We start from the raw sequence: 16,797 nt of genomic DNA, 5'->3' as shown, positions 1-16,797 counted from the left end.
ATAATGTCACAATACTTATCTCAAGTATTGCCATTTTGGAGGTGTTTTATATTGTCTCACTATTTTAGGTTAGTCCATCTCTACAAAATGTAGGGTTCATCTTTTTTTTATTTACATTGCCATCTCTTCTATTACAACGGATTTACGTATTTTCAATAACAGATGACATCTCCTTATAATTTCGATGACATCCGATTCGACTTACCGTTAAAGGTGTATGATAGGTTATCAGTATATTGTTATAAGGAAACATTTTAAAATTAGGAGGGCCGTATCATGAGTAAGGAACGTGAATCCTATTTTGACAATGCTAAGTTCATACTCATCTTTCTTGTTGTGTTTGGACACTTCATCAGCCCACATAAAGAGGATAGTGACGCTTTATATACAGTGTACAACTTTATCTACACCTTCCATATGCCTGCGTTCATTCTGATAGGGGGATTTTTCTCAAAGGGGATTATGAAGAAGGGACATTTAAAAAAGGTATTTAGGAGACTTTTGATTCCGTATTTTATTTTCCAGCTTATTAATTTTGTTATTCTTAGATTCTGGAATGGAACCGAAACGTTTACGCTTTTCCAACCATACTGGACACTTTGGTTCTTATTGAGTATGGTGCTCTGGAATATCCTGCTTCTTTTATTCATTAAGCTGAAGCACCCAGCGATCATGATGATAGTAGCAGTCACAATTGGTGTTTTTGCAGGTTATATTCAAGACATAGGGTCCTATTTCAGTCTATCGAGGACCTTTGTATTCTTCCCAATATTCCTTGGAGGCTACCTGTTGAGTAAAGAACATTTTACCAAATTCTTGCGAACTGACATACGGATTGCAGCGGGAATCCTATTTGTGGGGATGTTTGTCAGTTATATTTTCTTTTTCCCGCAGGAGGCGAAAAATTGGTTGCTTGCGTCATCCTCCTATGAAAAATTGGGTGTTGAATTAGGGCAAGCGTGGTTTATCCGTCTATTGATGTACGGACTGATGGCTCTTGCTACGTTCAGTTTCATGGCGATCGTTCCAAGAAGGAAGATGTTCTTAACCCATCTAGGGGCGAGAACGCTTTATGTATACTTATTACATGGATCTATTGTGCAATTGTTCAAGTTTTCACCGCTTTATGACTTCGTGGTTGAGTCCGGAAACTATTTTGTGTTATTCGTCCTAGCAGCGATTGTAACCATGATACTAGCATCAAAACCAATCCTTACACTCGCACAACCAATCATCGAATTGAAGACCCATCTGCTCCAGCGTTACATGAACAGAAAAACAGCGGATGTATCCTAGATTTTGGGACAGAGGGACAGGTCCCTTGTCCCAACTTTCAAAGCCTGAAAAGCAGAAGTCTATCATACTCTTAACCCAACAGTAGGGATAAGTATGGTAGGGACTATAGCAAATTTTAATTTTTCGAGACTATGAGAGTACTGGAATTTTACGAGCAATTGACTCTGTTAAACGAGTTGCAACTTTTGGAACAGCCCATTTAATAATCGGTGTTAACACCGCACCCGATAATCCGCCTGCATGGACTTCCACGGTACATGTCATGGTTGTTTTCCCACTCATATCTTCTGCAGTGAAGTGACCGCTCCCTGTAAAGTTATCTGATAACCCTTTCAGTTCAAACTTAATATTGGAAGGCTCATTCCACTCAGTAATATCTACCTGCGCTTTTACTGTCTTTTTAATCCCTTTTACATTACCTTCGAACGTCCAAATTGATTGCTTGTCATTGATGATTTCATGTTCTTTATACGCTGGTACTGTCGTTGCCCACTTTTCAAGATCACTGACATAGTCCCAAACTACTTGTACATCTACTGGAATTTCTACTGTATGAGTTCCTGTCGCCATTCTGATTCCTACTTTCGTTATGTATGAATTGTAGATTTAGATATCTACAAGAATATTATTACATAAAAGACATGAACTAACATTACTTTTGTAGGGGGCCTTTCTATGGGGTCCTGCCCCCCACTTTGAAAAAGTATCACAGTGTTGTTGGGACAGAGGGACAGGTCCCGTGCCCCAGTATTAATCGACGTTGAAGATTTTTTTTTGAGGTTTATAAAGCACTGAGGGTTTTTGGAAGAAGTCATTTTAGCGAAGGGTAGAAAACAAACAATCAGTGGGTTTTAAGGCCTAGAAATGCAGCAATCAAAGTTTATTTCCTGAATTTTTATCCCAGTGTTTCTGGATAATAGAAATTATGTGGAGCGGATAACCTTTCCTTCGTTTTTGGAGTGGGGAAGTAGTCCAGGGTATTGTGATGGAATTAGGGTATAGTGTGAGGTGTGATGTTCCAAAAACTAAGACTAACTCAAATGAATTAGTCTTAGTTAAAATGTTAATGATTATCGTTATATTCTTTTGCATGTTCATAAACATCTGACCAGAAATCTGCTTCTGTTCGTTCCCTATATTCAGGTTCAGCACTATAAGGTATTTTATAGTCAATATTATTGATAGTTATAGCAGCAGCAAAAAAGACTTTTGAATATCTTTCACTACTTTTATAAAGTAACGAATGCTCTGATAGAAATTGTTTTACATTATCGTAGTTTCGCTGTCTTTTATACTCCTCAAGAGATTCATACTCGGCTTCTTTTATAATGAAAATGGGGAAACCATAATATTTTTTATCTGCATTAATAAGATGAAAGATATCTTCATCACAATTTAATTCAACAAAATATGCTTTCTCCTGGCAATTCATTCGTTTTGCAATATTCACAGAGGAATCGCTTGTGATAAGATAGATGCTTTTATAAGTTTGTATCCATTCTTTAATTTGATGATAAGTAGGTGAGCCTTCTATCTGTTTATAAATTGGTTGCTCTAAGTTTGCTTGTACTTTTTCTTTACTATGTCTTTTATATATCGCCTTTACTTCTTCATTTTCGCAATACTCAAATTCATCTTTTGAAATAACTGCCCCAGATTCTAATAAAACTTTGATCATTTCTATTTGGTTTAATTCCTCTGCTCTAGAAATTAAATCGTACTCCCCAAACATACCCGTAGCAAATATAAATTCTTCTATGTACAGTTTCAAATCCTTTTCTTCTAAAGCGATTACAAATAACATTAAAATTTGATCAAAACTATCAAATTTATACATATGACTATAATGAAATTCAAGGTCCAGAGGAGTCTTAAAGGTATCTAACATCTGATTATATAGATCTGATACCAATTTTTCATCGTCGTTTAATAAATAACAAAACTCTTCGTATTCACCTAAACTCCAAACTTCTAAGGGTTGCTCATAAACAGTTTTATATGTAAAAATCTTAAACTTAGTAATATAATCTTTGATTACGTTACTATCACCAATTCTTAAAGCTATTTCTAAAAGTGCATAATCTATAACTTCTTGCTCTTTATCACTTAAGTCGAATTTTTCAAAATCAATCTTTTTTATCCGCTCATATAATTCCATTTATATTCCCCTTCATAATTAATATATAGTTATATTTTACTCTAATTTACAGATATTTTATATATAAATATCGAGTAGAAAGTCCCAGATTATCAATCTGGTAAGGTCATAGTGATTGCCCCGAAGTTTGTCGAAGAGTAGTTTGTAAACCCAAATCATAGACCCTAAGGACCCATACTCCAAAAGCTACACCCACGCCTGGAAAACTTGGTATTTCCTCATTTTTAAATGATAGGACAAACCATTCATTTTTAATAAAACCTTCAGATGTTTTGAATGGACAGTTTCGTTCACTTGATTCAAAATATGAACGGGAAACCCGTGTCCGTGGAGTATTTCTTAATAGCGACATTACTGTACAGTCACCACAAAATCCTATCAAGAAATCACATACTTCCGACCTATCCGAGATCTAAATAATCAAATTGTTTCACCCCGTAAAGCCTGTTTACCAATCATAAAAAATCAAATTATAAAATATTGTAACATTCACTACAATCTTTCCCTTCCTAGTGAACCAAAAGCGTCTTTTCCTAATTATTCCTTCCGGTACGATAATAAACACACCTATATTTTTTTATCAAAACATCTCAAATGAATTCATAAACAATCATATCGGTTCATAGAATGCTGGTAAGAAGGGTGGTTATTTTTTATGCTTCAGGCTGAAAGGGCTGAAAAAATACTGCAATTCATCAATGAGAAAGGATTTGCTAAAACGACTGAACTAATTGATTTATGCCAGGTGTCAAAACCCACTATCATTCGCGATTTGCAGCTGCTGGAACAAAGAGGTGCAATCATTCGGACGCATGGTGGAGCAAAGAGTATGAAAAAGGGGACCAACTTTGAACCCAAACAAAGCATAAAGGAACAATTCGCATATGAGAGTAAAAAGCAGATTGCAAGAAGGGCAAAGCAATACATCTTTCCAGGTGAAACCATACTCCTTGATAGCGGAACCACCACGTTGATGTTGGCGGAAGAGCTAAGGGATATGGAAAATGTCACAGTCATTACAAATGATATAAAAGTTGCGATGGTAATAGCTGAGAATGATGGAATTGAGTTAGTGGTTCTTGGCGGTCAAAAGAGAAAAGGTGTATATAGCTTGATTGGACCGATAACAGAATTGATGATAGATCAATTCCATGTTGATAAAGTGTTCTTGAGTGCAGATGCACTCCATATTGACAAGGGAATCACCAACGCGAATATAGAAGAATCAAGTGTGAAGAAAGCATTTATCAACATTTGCAAGGAACGATTTTTATTGGTTGATAGCAACAAATTTGATTCAATTTCATTTGTCAAAATCGCTGATATTGATGAGGTTCAAACGATTATTACGGACGAAGGTATTTTCCGATCATCTGATCTTGAATCGTGGAAAAAACTTTCTGTCGAAGTTATTTTAGCTGGCAAAGAGGAAGGTGGTATATGAGTGAATCTCCTGAATGGTTTATTGGATGAAGAGTTAATCTTTCTTAAGATGAAATGCAATTCGAAAGAACAACTTCTAGGTTGGCTTGGAAACGAATTAATCGAGAAGGGCTACGCAAAGGAGGAGTATGAAAAAGCGCTCTTGGAACGTGAGGCTTTGTATCCTACTGGATTAGTGACCACCAGCTGTGGGGTTGCAATTCCACATGCTGAACCGTCCTATGTACTTGAAGAAAGAATTGCTATAGCTATTTTAGAAGATGGAGTAGCTTTTGGAAACATGGGGGCGTTAGACGAAGAAGTGCTAGTGCGTGTTGTGTTTCTATTAGCATTAAAGCATTCTTCGCAACATCTAGAAGTGTTACAGGCAGTAACGTCCCTACTTCAAAATGAAGCGTTTATGAATAACATTCAAAAGGCAGAGACAAAAGAAGACGTTCTAGAGTTGTTTCAATCAATCTTACTAGAGAAAAGGGGGTGAATCGGTGGAACAGCTCAAACAAATTATTAAAGAGCTCACATCCATATCTGGAGTAAGTTCTCGTGAGGATAAGGTCATTTCCTATATGGTAAAAAGTCTAAAACCATATGGAGACGAAATCGAGATTGACCCTTTAGGGAATGTTACATGTTCTTTTTTCTCTAGTGTTTCGAATCCGAAAAAGCTTATGTTGTTTGCTCACATGGATGAAATCGGGTTTATTGTCCGAAAGGTTGAGGAGAACGGGTTTTTGCGGGTTGAACGAATTGGTGGAGTACATGTAAATGTGTTGCCGGGGCTAAAAGTGGATGTAATCGGCTCGAAAGGAGTTATCCCGGGGCTCATTGGAACCACTTCCCACCATTTTACAAAGCAAGATCAAAAAGGAAAAGTACCCACTGATGGAATGTATGTTGATATTGGGGCAAGAACGAGGGAACATGTGAAGGAACTTGGAGTCAACGTTGGTTCTTTTATCACCTACCATTCTGACTTTACAGAACTAGCAGGTGACTTGATTTCCAATAAAGCTATGGATAATCGCGCTGCTTGTGCATGCTTGTTGCTGCTGGCACAGGAACTATCTAAGATGAAAGATAAACTCGAGTGGGATATTCATCTAGTCGCATGTGTGCAAGAAGAGTTTAATATTCGGGGCATCATGCCAGTAGTGCGAAAACTATCACCAGATGTTTCGATAGGGATTGATGTCACTCCTTCTTGTGATACACCGGATATGAGCGGATATTCTGATGTGATCATTGGCGATGGACCAGCCATTACGTGTATGAACTTTCATGGCCGTGGGACATTAGCTGGGGTACTGCCTGATGAAGGATTATTTAATCAAATTGTTACAATTGCCGAGCAGCAGAATATACCCCTGCAACGTGAAGTCGCACTCGGAGTTATTACTGAAAACGCCTTTATTTCATTTGCTGAACAAGGAATTATGACAGCTGGTTTTTCGATTCCTACAAGGTATACTCATACTCCAATTGAAACAGTATGTCTATCTGATGTAAAAGCACTCATACACGTCCTCTTCCATTTTCTACAGTCTCTAACTACTCATACATCATTTGGAAAACAATACATACTCGAGAAAGGAGGTGCACAATGAAAACCATAATCGTAGCATGTGGTGCAGGTGTTGCAACTTCAACGTTAATCTGTGATCGAGTCCAAAAACTATTAACCTCCCAGAACATTCAAGCAAACATTATCCAATGTACACTTGGTGATATTTCACGCTATGTAGATCAAGCAAATGTGATTGTTACGTCGATGAAAGTAGATCGTTCTTATTCAATTCCTATTGTATTAGGTATTTCCTTTATTACAGGAGTGGGAGTAGAACAAACAGAAAAAGAAATTATAGAGAGTCTATCTTAGTTTTATCACATAAGGGGGATTGTGTATGGATTTTATTGTTAGCGTGTTTGATTATATAAGTGGTTTAGGTGCCACTGTTATGATTCCAATTATTATTGCAATTGTTGGGCTTGTTTTCCGACTTAGTATCGGAAAGGCAATTCGTGCCGGTGTTCTAGTAGGTATTGGGTTTGTCGGTCTAAACCTAGTGTTAAATCTTATTTGGGACTATGTTGGTCCAGTAACAACTATTTTAATAGAAAAATTCGACCTTAATTTATCTGTTGTAGATGCGGGCTGGCCTGCTGCAGCTGGTGTAGCATTCGCTACAAAAGTAGGAGCCGTTATCATTCCTTTTATTATTATTGTTAATTTCCTCATGCTTCTGACAAAGCAAACCAAAACTGTCAATATCGATATATGGAATTATTGGCACTTTGCTTTTTCAGGTGCGATTATTATGTCGATCACAAATAGTTTCTGGTATGGATTACTTGGGGCAGCAGGGCACGCTATCATTGCTCTGAAAATCGCCGATGTATCTGCTGAAAGGGTTCAAAAAGAGATCGGTATACCAGGTATCTCCATTCCCCAGGGGTTTGCAATTACGACCGTCCCTATTTACATGCTCCTCGATAAGATATATGACAGGATTCCAGGCTTTAAAAATAGGAAAATTGATTCAGCCGCCATTAACCAAAAACTAGGGATATTCGGAGAACCATTTATGATTGGGTTATTCCTAGGTATTTTAATCGGTTTAGTAGTTGGCTATGATGTGAAGCAAACGATTGAATTAGGTGTAGCGATGGCTGCCCTTATGCTCCTTTTACCACGAATGGTTAAAGTGATTATGGAAGGTCTAGTGCCCATTTCAGACGCGGCAAAAGCCTTCTTGGAAAAGCGTTTTAAAGGCTCGGAGTTTTATATCGGACTTGATTCAGCCGTAACTCTTGGACATTCAACCACAATCACAATCGGAATCCTACTCATTCCAATTACCCTACTCCTAGCAATGATTATCCCATTAAATACAACCTTACCTTTCGGTGATCTAGCTGCAACTGCATTTTTTATCGCGATGGCCACTCCTATTCATAGAGGGGATTTCTTTAGAACGTTAATAAGTGGAACCATTGTAATGGCTATCATTCTCATGCTTGCAAGCTATTTTGCTCCGGTTATTACTGAAACAGCTATGAATACAGGCTTTGACTTCCCTGAAGGTGCAACCGACATTACTGCATTATCAGCTGGTAATCTAGTAGCCTATGTGTTTTCCTTATTCGCCAAGTTAAAAATAGTTGGCGTGTTCTTAATCGTAGCCTTCGTAGCAGCGGTATTATTCTTCTTCAGAAAACCATCAACATCAGGGAATACGAATTAAAAATATGACTAACAAGAGGTGCAGGTATGACTTGGTTAAAAGAAGTAATTGGAACGGAGAAATGTATTATTGCAATGTGTCATCTATTACCACTTCCTGGAGACCCGAATTTTGACAACGAAAAAGGGATGGACTACGTGATATCGATGGCTCGAAAGGACCTACATGCCCTTCAAGATGGTGGAGTAGATGCGGTTATGTTTTCCAATGAGTTTAGCCTGCCGTATCTAACAGATGTACGAACCGAGACAGTTGCTGCAATGGCGAGAATCATAGGTGAATTGAAAAGTGAAATTAAAATTCCATTTGGTGTAAATGTCTTATGGGATGCCAAGAAGTCACTAGATTTAGCAGCCGCAACGAATGCGTTGTTTGTTAGAGAAATCTTTACTGGTGCTTATGCAAGCGACTTCGGGATATGGAATACCAATGTAGGGGACACCATTCGTCATAAGCATCATCTAGGTGTAGGTGATGTGAAGGTTTTATTCAATATTATTCCTGAGGCAGCTAGTTATCTGGCACCTAGAACAATTGAAAGTATTGCAAAGTCAACAGTCTTTAATAATCAGCCTGATGCACTTTGTGTTTCTGGGTTAACAGCAGGTGTGGAGACAGATGCTCAACTTATGAAGCGAGTGAAGAAAACTGTTCCGGAAACTGTTCTTTTCGCGAATACGGGTGTGAGGCTAACCAATTTTGAACAGCAGTTAGAGGTGGCAGATGGAGCCATTGTTGGAACAACATTTAAATACGACGGAAACTTCCATAATCATGTTGATAAAAAGAGAGTCAAAGAATTCATGGATGAGGTAAAAAGATTCAGGAACTGACAGATGCTGGTGGGGCAAGGGGAATGTTCCTTGTCCCACCGACGTTTGAGGAAGGGGGACGAACGATAGCAGTGGTCTTCGAGGTAGTTTCTGCTGGTGGTTAATTCATTAAAAAATATGACATGTTACACCAGGTATACGGTCATAGAGAAATAATGGAGGTACAAATGAAGATTTCACCTTCGATTGCATCTGCAAACCCATTGCAACTAGGCGAAGAAGTAAAGAAAGTTCAAGTGCATTATGACGATCTTCACATCGACATTGAGGACGGAAACTTTATATCGAATATCACCTTTGGACAGAAAACCATAAAAGCTCTTCGAAGTGTTACACATCTTCCATTCTCATTTCATCTAATGGTTACCAATCCATATGATTACTTGGAACAACTTATGGATTTATCACCAAGCATCATATTTGCCCATGTTGAGTCACTTCCATATCCAAGTGATTTTTTATCAAAAGTACGTAAGGCAAATCAAAAATGCGGTTTAGCCTTCAATCCAAAAACACCAGTAGATTCTTATTCTTACTTAATGAATCAGGTAGATGGCATATTAATTATGACCTCAGAACCCGACGGACAAGGACAATTGTTTAATGTGGCAATGGTTGAAAAGGTTAAGAAGGTTGCTAAGAACTACAACTTTAACGGAGAAATATGGGTTGATGGTGGCGTTAAATACGAGCACCTTCCACTCTTAGTTGAAGCCGGCGCTACACACGCAGTAATGGGTAGGGCCGTTTTTGGAGAATAGCTGGACTATAGCGGCACGTGGGATTTCGGACTTTGATTGGATATTTTTAATTGTATTTTATTTCGTAGCATGACCTGGGCCACAGGGACATGTCCCTTGTCCCACTTTCGAGTCCAGGTAACACCAAGGAGGGCAGGTATCTGCCCTCCTTTTTCATCATTTTACCTCGTTGATACAATTGATTGTCTTTTATATAACAAGGAACCCAAGATAAAGGCGACCCCACCCCAAAGGAGCATGTTCCCAAAACCAAGCCAAAGCGGGGATGAAAGAATAGGAGTATTATAGACCATACTGTCTCTTAGGCCGTCTGCAAAATAGGTGAGCGGAAGGATGTTTGAGATAGGTTGCAGCCATTCAGGCATTGTTTCAATAGGAAAGAAAATGCCGCTAACAAACATCATGAGAAAGCTAACAATGTTTGCCACTCCCATATAGGCTTCATTCGTATTGCTAAAAGAAGAAATAAAATAGCCAATCGCATTGAAAGCGAGAGCTCCCATTAAGAAGACTAATAGTAAACTAGGGAAGTTAATAAACAGATTGGCCCCGAATACGAATACGCCAATTAAGGATAAGAGCGTGATTTGGATGATGCTAAATACAAGACGCATGATCATATCACTAAGTCCAAAGATGCCCATTTTTGCAGGGGTCATCCGTAACCTTTTGATTAATCCTTTTCTACGCATATCCACTAAGTCAACCATTCCGAACAAGCCACCTTGAGCAATGGATAAAGCGATCATTCCCGTTAAGAGAAAGTCAGTATAATCTAATTCCGGATCGCCTGAGGAAACCGTCTCGAATTGCTGGTTAAAAGTTGGGGTGGCACCAACGGCTTGTAAGTTTGCCTGCTGAATGAAATTATCGAGAATTCCCGAAACGACTTGGGTTGATACACTTTGTTCATTCTCTTTGTTTACGATCAGCTTGATCGATGTTGACTGTGCCGATTCTGGCAAAATGATGGCAGCATCGACTTCCTTTTCTATTACTAAATCTTTTGCTTTATCTTCACTAACCGAACCATCTCCGCTTTCTTCGATAATCGGAACTTGTTGCAGTTGTTTTTCCATCATCGTAGATGTTTCATTCGGAGATTCATTCACAATCACCACCTTCGTGTTGAAATCATCACTTGAACCACCGCTGAATATCGTCATAAAGATAACCATTAAAATGACTGGGAAGAAAATCCCCCAAAACCAAGCTTGTTTTTCACGGAAGGTTAATTTTAGCTGAGCAAGGAACATTTGTTTAAATTGCTTGAGATTATTCATCCTAATCCCTCCACTCCTTACCGGTATAAGCTATAAAGACATCTTCAAGACTCATTTCGTGAATGGAAACTTGTTCGACTTGATATTCCTTTTCCTTTGTGAATTTAAAGAGGTTAAACAGTGAATCCTCTGGTTTAATGGTCCATAGATTAAGCGTGGTGTCCTCCCGTTCTGTTCGTGTTATAGATTCAATCGACTTTGCAAAAAGCTCCGCATCATGGGCGGCTTTCTCTCCATCAAGGAAGGATAATCGTACCTCTCTTTCGTTTGTTAATTTTTCGATTAATCCGGAAGGGGAGTCCAAGGTTACAACCAACCCCTGGTCAACGATACATACTCTGTCGCTCAGTTTTTCAGCTTCTTCCATATAATGAGTGGTAAGAATCGTCGTTTTCCCTAAATTTTTAAGCTCAAGAATAATATCCCACACATTTCGTCGTGCCTGAGGATCGAGGCCAGTTGTCGGTTCATCCAGGAATACAATATCGGGATCACTAATCATGGCAAGCCCGATGGCAAGACGTTGCCGCTGACCACCTGATAACTTTTTTACTTGATTCTTCCGGTGCTCCGTAAGATTAACCAATTTGAGTATTTCCTCCGTTGATCGCGCCTTATCATAGAATGTAGCAAATAGATTCAAATTTTCTTCCGGTGTCAATAAATCAAACATGGCACTCGATTGTGGCTGTACACCAATTTTCCTTTTGATCGTTAGTGCATGCTTCTTCCAGTTCAGTTCACCAAACTGTATTTCTCCTTGATCCGGCATGACCAAGCCTTCTATCATTTCAAGTGTTGTTGTTTTTCCTGCACCATTTGGACCGATGATGGTAAAAATCTCTCCTTCTTTTACAGAAAAGCTAATATCTTTAACGGCTTGAATGGAACCAAAGGATTTTTTTAAATTCCGAACTTCTAACACATTCATACTTACATCACCTTTCCTTGAAATCGAGCTATTTTTGCAAAAGCCCTACACCAAAAGTAGTACCACGTTTATTCCTATGATGTGAGCAAAGGAAAAATTCGAATGAATTGATTAGGTCACGCTAACTTCTCGAAGTTTGTCGAAAATTTAGACCGCACCAACATCTAAAACCCTATACTCCAAAAGTTACAATTCTACATAAAAACTAGGTATTTCCGCTGATTTGATAGGATAGGACCAACTATTCATTTTTAAAAAAAGTTTCGGTTTTCGAAGTAATTTGATAGAAATAGCCAAAACTAGTACAGTTTCGACAGCGGAAATCGACATATGTAAGTCTACTAAATTTATACAATCTAGTTGTATTCATAGAAAAAATAGTAGAGTGGAGTGGTAGTAGTGAAGAAGAAAAAGGTTATTTCTACGTTAGGGGTTATTGCATTATCGGCAAGTTTAGTAACGCCGGTGTTTGCACAACAACCGGAAACATCACCTGGGACACCTGATGAGCAAGTTTTATCTGTAGAGGGGTTCACGAATCATGAGCAGTTAGGGAAAAAACTGCAGCAAATCGCAAAGAGCAGCCAAGGAAAGGTTCAGGTTGAGGTAGCGGGTTATTCAAACCGTGGTAGAGAAATCTACAAGGCGACAGTTGGCCAAGGAGACAAGGTCATTTTACTCGAAAGTGAAATTCACGGAAATGAACCGACAGGAACGGAGGCCATACTCAACATTTTACAATTCTTAGGTACAAATTCTCCTGAAGCACAAAAGATTCGTGAAGAGGTGACGATTGTAGCACTACCGAAAATGAACCCAGACGCGTCTGAGTTGAGTCGTCGTGGAAATGATTTAACGTGGGCAGAGGTAGTCGAGGACTTCCCGCAATTAGCAGGCGTAAGACCAACGTGGAACTACTATACATATCAGAATCAGACTTTTGATTATGCATCACAGCCAGGCTTTGATGTTAACCGTGACTTTAATCCAAACCTTGATTATGTCCCACAACCTCAGGACTTCCCAGGGAATTCATCTCAACCAGGATGGTATATTACACCTGAATCCCAGGTCGTTCGTGACGTATATAAGGACCTTCAAGCTGAGTTTGGCAAGGTGGACGTATTTGTAGACTTACATCATCAAGCACCATACTATGAGGTGGAAGGCACAGACGATCTAGTCACGTTCTCTATCAGTGGTCAATTCGTCCCAGACCCATCCACAACTGAAAAGTATGCCGAATATGCGGACACGTATGACTTTGATTTCTCGCGCCAGCTGAATGTTGCAGTATTTGATGCCTTACAAGAAAAAGGGAATGCAAACATTTCCCTCTATCCACAAGGCCTTGACCTACCAGGTACAGCGTTAGGAACATTTGCATTAAACGGAAGTGGCGCCGTGTTGTTTGAAGTGAGAGGCCAAACACAAAGCATGGGCCAAAAGAAAAAGGGTGAATTAGTAAAAGCGGTTGAAAGAGGTCTATACGGAATTATCAACGGCGTATCCGACGGAACCGTGTACGACATTAATCCCGAAGAATACGAATCTATTCCATTGACCAAAGGTAGACAATAGGCGAAGATCATGTTGAAGATTCGAAGATTGTCAAAAGTGTGGGTCACAGGGACAGGTCCCTTGTCCCACTTCTTTCTCACAGTAACGTCTAGGGATACTGGTGCAAGATCGCTTCGGGATAAGTTAAAGTTACTATATTAAAGTGATAATGATATTTTTTGGATGCTTGTAAATTTACAGGCATCTCTTATTTTTTGTTGAACCATGAAATACTACCGATATCTCGTCACGATCACCCCATCCACGTTATTCCCAGAAATCTCATATTGAGAAAGAATAGGTTCTACGATTTCAAGTGTGTCTGAAACAGGGTGGTAGGAGATGTAATAGTCTATTTCTCCAACCGTTGTCATCACGTTCTTTTCTTTTTTTAGATAATCTATGTATTCCTCCAGCACGAGGTCCTTTTCCTTCATAAGCGCACTATGGGGCAAGCCTACATAGCGAAAGTGCCATGGCTCATATTCAATTCCGGTAATATCTGTTTTGTCCTCTGGATACCGGAGAATAAATCCGTATTTCCATGCATTTTCTGCCATCCATTTTCCTTCAGGGGCATTTTCCATTTTCATCATGGTCGAGCCAACATCGAGTGATAATCCTAGATTATGCTCACTATAACCTGGTGGCAAGGCATAACTAGATCCCATCTCTTTATAGAGTTTTGCTTGTTCTTCAAAGTCTCGAAATCCACTATTCACCGAAAAGTGAACCAGCCCATCCTTTTTGGCTGCATCCATCATCATAGAAAATTCGAGTCCCGCCTCTTTTGATAGAGAAATAGAATCAACGCTCGTCCCGAATTGTTTACCTAATTCCTCTATTGATGATAAGGCTACAATATCTTCTTTTATACTCGTTTGTTTAATCGGGTAGGTATTGTTGGCTAACAGCAAGTCTCCTTGGGAAATCTGATTCTCGTTAATATCAATGGTTTTGATCTTCTTTACGGGGGGCTCTCTTTTCATCATGTTAGAAACGATTAATGATTCATTTTGTGTTTCTTCAGGTTGAAGGAACGGAATTGAAATCACAAGAGTAGCAGCAATAATCGTAATCAAGAAAGCTGGCAATATCCATTTTTTCATCCGCTGCAATTATCTCGCCTCCTTATCGATTATACGATTATCTTACTTTTTTATTATATTCGTTACTGTGGTATTCAAGCTTATTTATCAATTTTTCTCTAAGTATTGGATCCCTGGCATCACTAATTAAATGGGAGTAATATTTCATCATAAGAAAATGCCAATATTTAAGAATCATTTTCTTTCCACCTTACACTATACATTTAAATATTATATCGACAAAAGTCGTCAGTATTTTAATTCGGAAGAGGTTCGTTCTTTTTCCGATTGGTAACTGTTAGGAAAATGAAAAACCAGACTGAAATAAACAAAATAGAGGCTTTTCTCAATGTATTCACTCCTTATAAAATGGAAAAGAACGCCTTTTAATTCTATGCTACTTCCTTCTTCCTTACAAATAAAGATATCCGAAATACAAGAAAAAAACTGTCTAACTAAGACAGTTTTTCCAATTAACAATAAGTAACTTTTTAGCATCTATAGCTCTCAGCTTTCTATTTGCCAACCATAGCATCTATTCTTTGGGGTCGTATCCTACAACCGTCCATATTCCAGTAGAATCTTGTCTGATTAACCTCTTTAGGTAAACTCTTGATATAGGAGTTTTCTTTCCAGTTACTTCAACTATGGCATCTTTCCCTGTGTTTTCAACTACTTTTAAGTCACTTTCTGTTATTGGATATTCACCACTAATACCTTCAGGTGAAATCTTCAGACTTACAAAAACTTGTGAGGCAAATAATGGGTCAAGTTTAAAGACTGAGTGTCCTGCATCTGCACTTTTCTGGTCATTTTTCTCAACTTCTAGGTTAACAGGTACTTCGATTTTTCCTTTTTTGGAGGACTCATCCAATGGGATATTCACATCACCATCTGTCATAGTTTCTGTGAAATCAACCAATCCATCTAACGTCGTATTTCCAATTATAGTAAACTCTAGATCTTTTTCCTGCCATCGAATAGAGTGAAGGTCAGTTGTACTAGCATACGGAATGGAGCCTACAAGGATTCCATGATCCGCTATAGGAGACAGAATCTCTGCAGTTTGATTCTCGATTTTACCTAAAATGGCATTAGAATCAGGAGTGAATTCATCGGTAGCCCTTCCTTGAATGACAGTAATTATTTTGTCTTGAGTAGGATTCATATAATAAAGCTTCAAAGTCTCATGATCTGTTAAGATAGCGATCCTCTCTAATGAAAAGCCAGCTGGATTTCCACTCGGTAATTTAGGTGAAAAGTCGACATACTCCTTAACTTCCATCCAGTTATTTAAAACTTGCTCACCATCTGACTCGATTTCTTCATAGTTGCCTGGAACATTGTATGTCAGTAATTCATCTGGAATCTGTTCAGTAACTTCCAAATCAGTGAATGTTATTTTGTATTGAAGCGCATTGTACATCGTCGTTTCTTTTTGAATCGGTAGATTTGTAGCACGATCAATCCAAATCCGATAAGGCTCTCCACCTTGTGGAATAACTTCCAAAATCGTGGCTTCACGGCCATCAATCGATTCTTCCCCGATCACCTCAGTGGATAGCGCATTTTTCACTTCTTCAATCTCATGTCCAAGTTCAAATGTAAAACGATACGTATCAGGAAATGGTGCGAACAGATGAACTTGCTCCTGATCGGGAACAATTTGCCATTTCTTTTCGCCATTATTTACTGTAACTAAGTCTTTATGCGCGCCTTTCAACCCCTCCGTATAATAGTCGCCATTTTGATTTGCCCATACTTTTAATGTTGACTGTGTGATCGAATCTCCATTCGCATTGGTTTCGACGATTGTAAGATTCCCATGATATGCTTTTACTTCTTGAAAAGCTTCTTCCATGGCGTGAACGATGTTGGCGTTGTTAGTAAGAGGCAAGAAGAAATTCAGTGCAATTGCTAAGAACAGTATGGCTGCGATACTTGCCACGCTTGTAACCCAGAAACGTTTTTTCTTGTATGATGTTTTCTTTTTTGGTCTGTTCTTTTTAATAGAATTTACTAATGTTTTCTCATAACCTGTCTGTGGCATACATGGTTCTTTTAAGCTGTGAATTTTCCTTACAGTTTCGTAAAGTTCATTTAGTTCTTCATTGTTTGTTGGATTTCCATGTGCACTTGGTTTTTGCTCTGCATTTAAATCATCTATATAATCAGATAGTTTTTTATGATTGTCGTTCATTC

At 38.6% G+C, this 16,797-nt stretch carries 15 protein-coding genes; 9 read left to right on the top strand and 6 right to left on the bottom strand.

All coding sequences use genetic code 11. From position 1 onward, the window contains the following. The first annotated feature begins 276 nt into the window (after positions 1–276). A complete protein-coding gene (locus ACR65M_RS02010; RefSeq protein WP_440272409.1) occupies positions 277–1,296 on the top strand; it encodes an acyltransferase family protein in 1,020 nt (339 codons plus the stop codon). 129 nt (positions 1,297–1,425) lie between these two features. On the opposite strand, the gene ACR65M_RS02005 is transcribed toward ACR65M_RS02010, so the two are convergent. Together ACR65M_RS02005 and ACR65M_RS02000 are read right to left on the bottom strand one after the other, a co-directional pair. Further along, the gene (locus ACR65M_RS02005) at positions 1,426–1,866 is read right to left on the bottom strand and encodes an SRPBCC family protein (protein WP_440272408.1); all 441 of its coding nucleotides are present in this window, start codon (positions 1,864–1,866) and stop codon (positions 1,426–1,428) included. A gap of 493 nt (positions 1,867–2,359) precedes the next feature. Further along, positions 2,360–3,454 carry a hypothetical protein gene (locus ACR65M_RS02000; RefSeq protein ID WP_440272407.1) on the bottom strand — a complete coding sequence of 365 codons (1,095 nt, stop codon included), beginning with the start codon at positions 3,452–3,454 and terminating at the stop codon, positions 2,360–2,362. A gap of 655 nt (positions 3,455–4,109) precedes the next feature. On the opposite strand from ACR65M_RS02000, the gene ACR65M_RS01995 reads away from it, so the two are divergent. From ACR65M_RS01995 to ACR65M_RS01965, 7 genes are all read left to right on the top strand, one after another. Further along, a complete protein-coding gene (locus ACR65M_RS01995; RefSeq protein ID WP_440272406.1) occupies positions 4,110–4,898 on the top strand; it encodes a DeoR/GlpR family DNA-binding transcription regulator in 789 nt (262 codons plus the stop codon). After that, positions 4,899–5,378 carry a PTS sugar transporter subunit IIA gene (locus tag ACR65M_RS01990; RefSeq protein WP_440272405.1) on the top strand — a complete coding sequence of 160 codons (480 nt, stop codon included), beginning with the start codon at positions 4,899–4,901 and terminating at the stop codon, positions 5,376–5,378. It abuts the gene before it with no gap. A 4-nt stretch (positions 5,379–5,382) separates the two neighbouring features. Continuing rightward, positions 5,383–6,501: a M42 family metallopeptidase gene (locus tag ACR65M_RS01985; protein WP_440272404.1), complete on the top strand. Its 1,119-nt coding sequence runs from the start codon at positions 5,383–5,385 to the stop codon at positions 6,499–6,501. Further along, positions 6,498–6,773, top strand: a complete 276-nt coding sequence (locus ACR65M_RS01980; RefSeq protein WP_440272403.1) for a PTS sugar transporter subunit IIB — start codon at positions 6,498–6,500, stop codon at positions 6,771–6,773. Before ACR65M_RS01985 ends, ACR65M_RS01980 begins: the two co-directional genes overlap by 4 nt. Positions 6,774–6,798: 25 nt before the next feature. Then, positions 6,799–8,139 (top strand): PTS galactitol transporter subunit IIC, encoded by a 1,341-nt coding sequence (locus ACR65M_RS01975; protein ID WP_207899824.1) that lies wholly within the window; start codon positions 6,799–6,801, stop codon positions 8,137–8,139. A gap of 26 nt (positions 8,140–8,165) precedes the next feature. Continuing rightward, positions 8,166–8,972 (top strand): BtpA/SgcQ family protein, encoded by an 807-nt coding sequence (locus ACR65M_RS01970; protein ID WP_341333118.1) that lies wholly within the window; start codon positions 8,166–8,168, stop codon positions 8,970–8,972. Positions 8,973–9,139: 167 nt separating this feature from the next. After that, positions 9,140–9,733, top strand: coding sequence for a ribulose-phosphate 3-epimerase (locus tag ACR65M_RS01965; RefSeq protein WP_440272402.1), 594 nt, complete (start codon positions 9,140–9,142; stop codon positions 9,731–9,733). 161 nt (positions 9,734–9,894) lie between these two features. Here ACR65M_RS01965 and ACR65M_RS01960 read toward each other — a convergent pair whose 3' ends face one another. Then, complete coding sequence (locus ACR65M_RS01960; RefSeq protein WP_440272401.1) at positions 9,895–11,016, bottom strand: ABC transporter permease; 1,122 nt, start codon at positions 11,014–11,016, stop codon at positions 9,895–9,897. Between the two features lies 1 nt (position 11,017). Continuing rightward, the gene (locus tag ACR65M_RS01955; RefSeq protein WP_440272400.1) at positions 11,018–11,947 is read right to left on the bottom strand and encodes an ABC transporter ATP-binding protein; all 930 of its coding nucleotides are present in this window, start codon (positions 11,945–11,947) and stop codon (positions 11,018–11,020) included. 399 nt (positions 11,948–12,346) lie between these two features. Between ACR65M_RS01955 and ACR65M_RS01950 the strand changes: the two genes are divergently transcribed. After that, positions 12,347–13,528: a M14 family zinc carboxypeptidase gene (locus ACR65M_RS01950; RefSeq protein ID WP_440272399.1), complete on the top strand. Its 1,182-nt coding sequence runs from the start codon at positions 12,347–12,349 to the stop codon at positions 13,526–13,528. A 212-nt stretch (positions 13,529–13,740) separates the two neighbouring features. Here the strand turns inward: ACR65M_RS01950 and ACR65M_RS01945 are convergent, their stop codons facing one another. Together ACR65M_RS01945 and ACR65M_RS01940 are read right to left on the bottom strand one after the other, a co-directional pair. After that, a complete protein-coding gene (locus tag ACR65M_RS01945) occupies positions 13,741–14,616 on the bottom strand; it encodes a M15 family metallopeptidase (protein ID WP_440272411.1) in 876 nt (291 codons plus the stop codon). 514 nt (positions 14,617–15,130) lie between these two features. Continuing rightward, positions 15,131–16,795, bottom strand: a complete 1,665-nt coding sequence (locus tag ACR65M_RS01940; protein ID WP_121445598.1) for a LolA family protein — start codon at positions 16,793–16,795, stop codon at positions 15,131–15,133. Positions 16,796–16,797: the final 2 nt, after the last annotated feature.

The sequence above is a fragment of the Ferdinandcohnia sp. SAFN-114 genome (assembly GCF_059415045.1).
The sequence above is the reverse complement of the archived record's forward strand: the minus strand, read 5'-3'. Positions and strand labels throughout refer to the sequence as shown.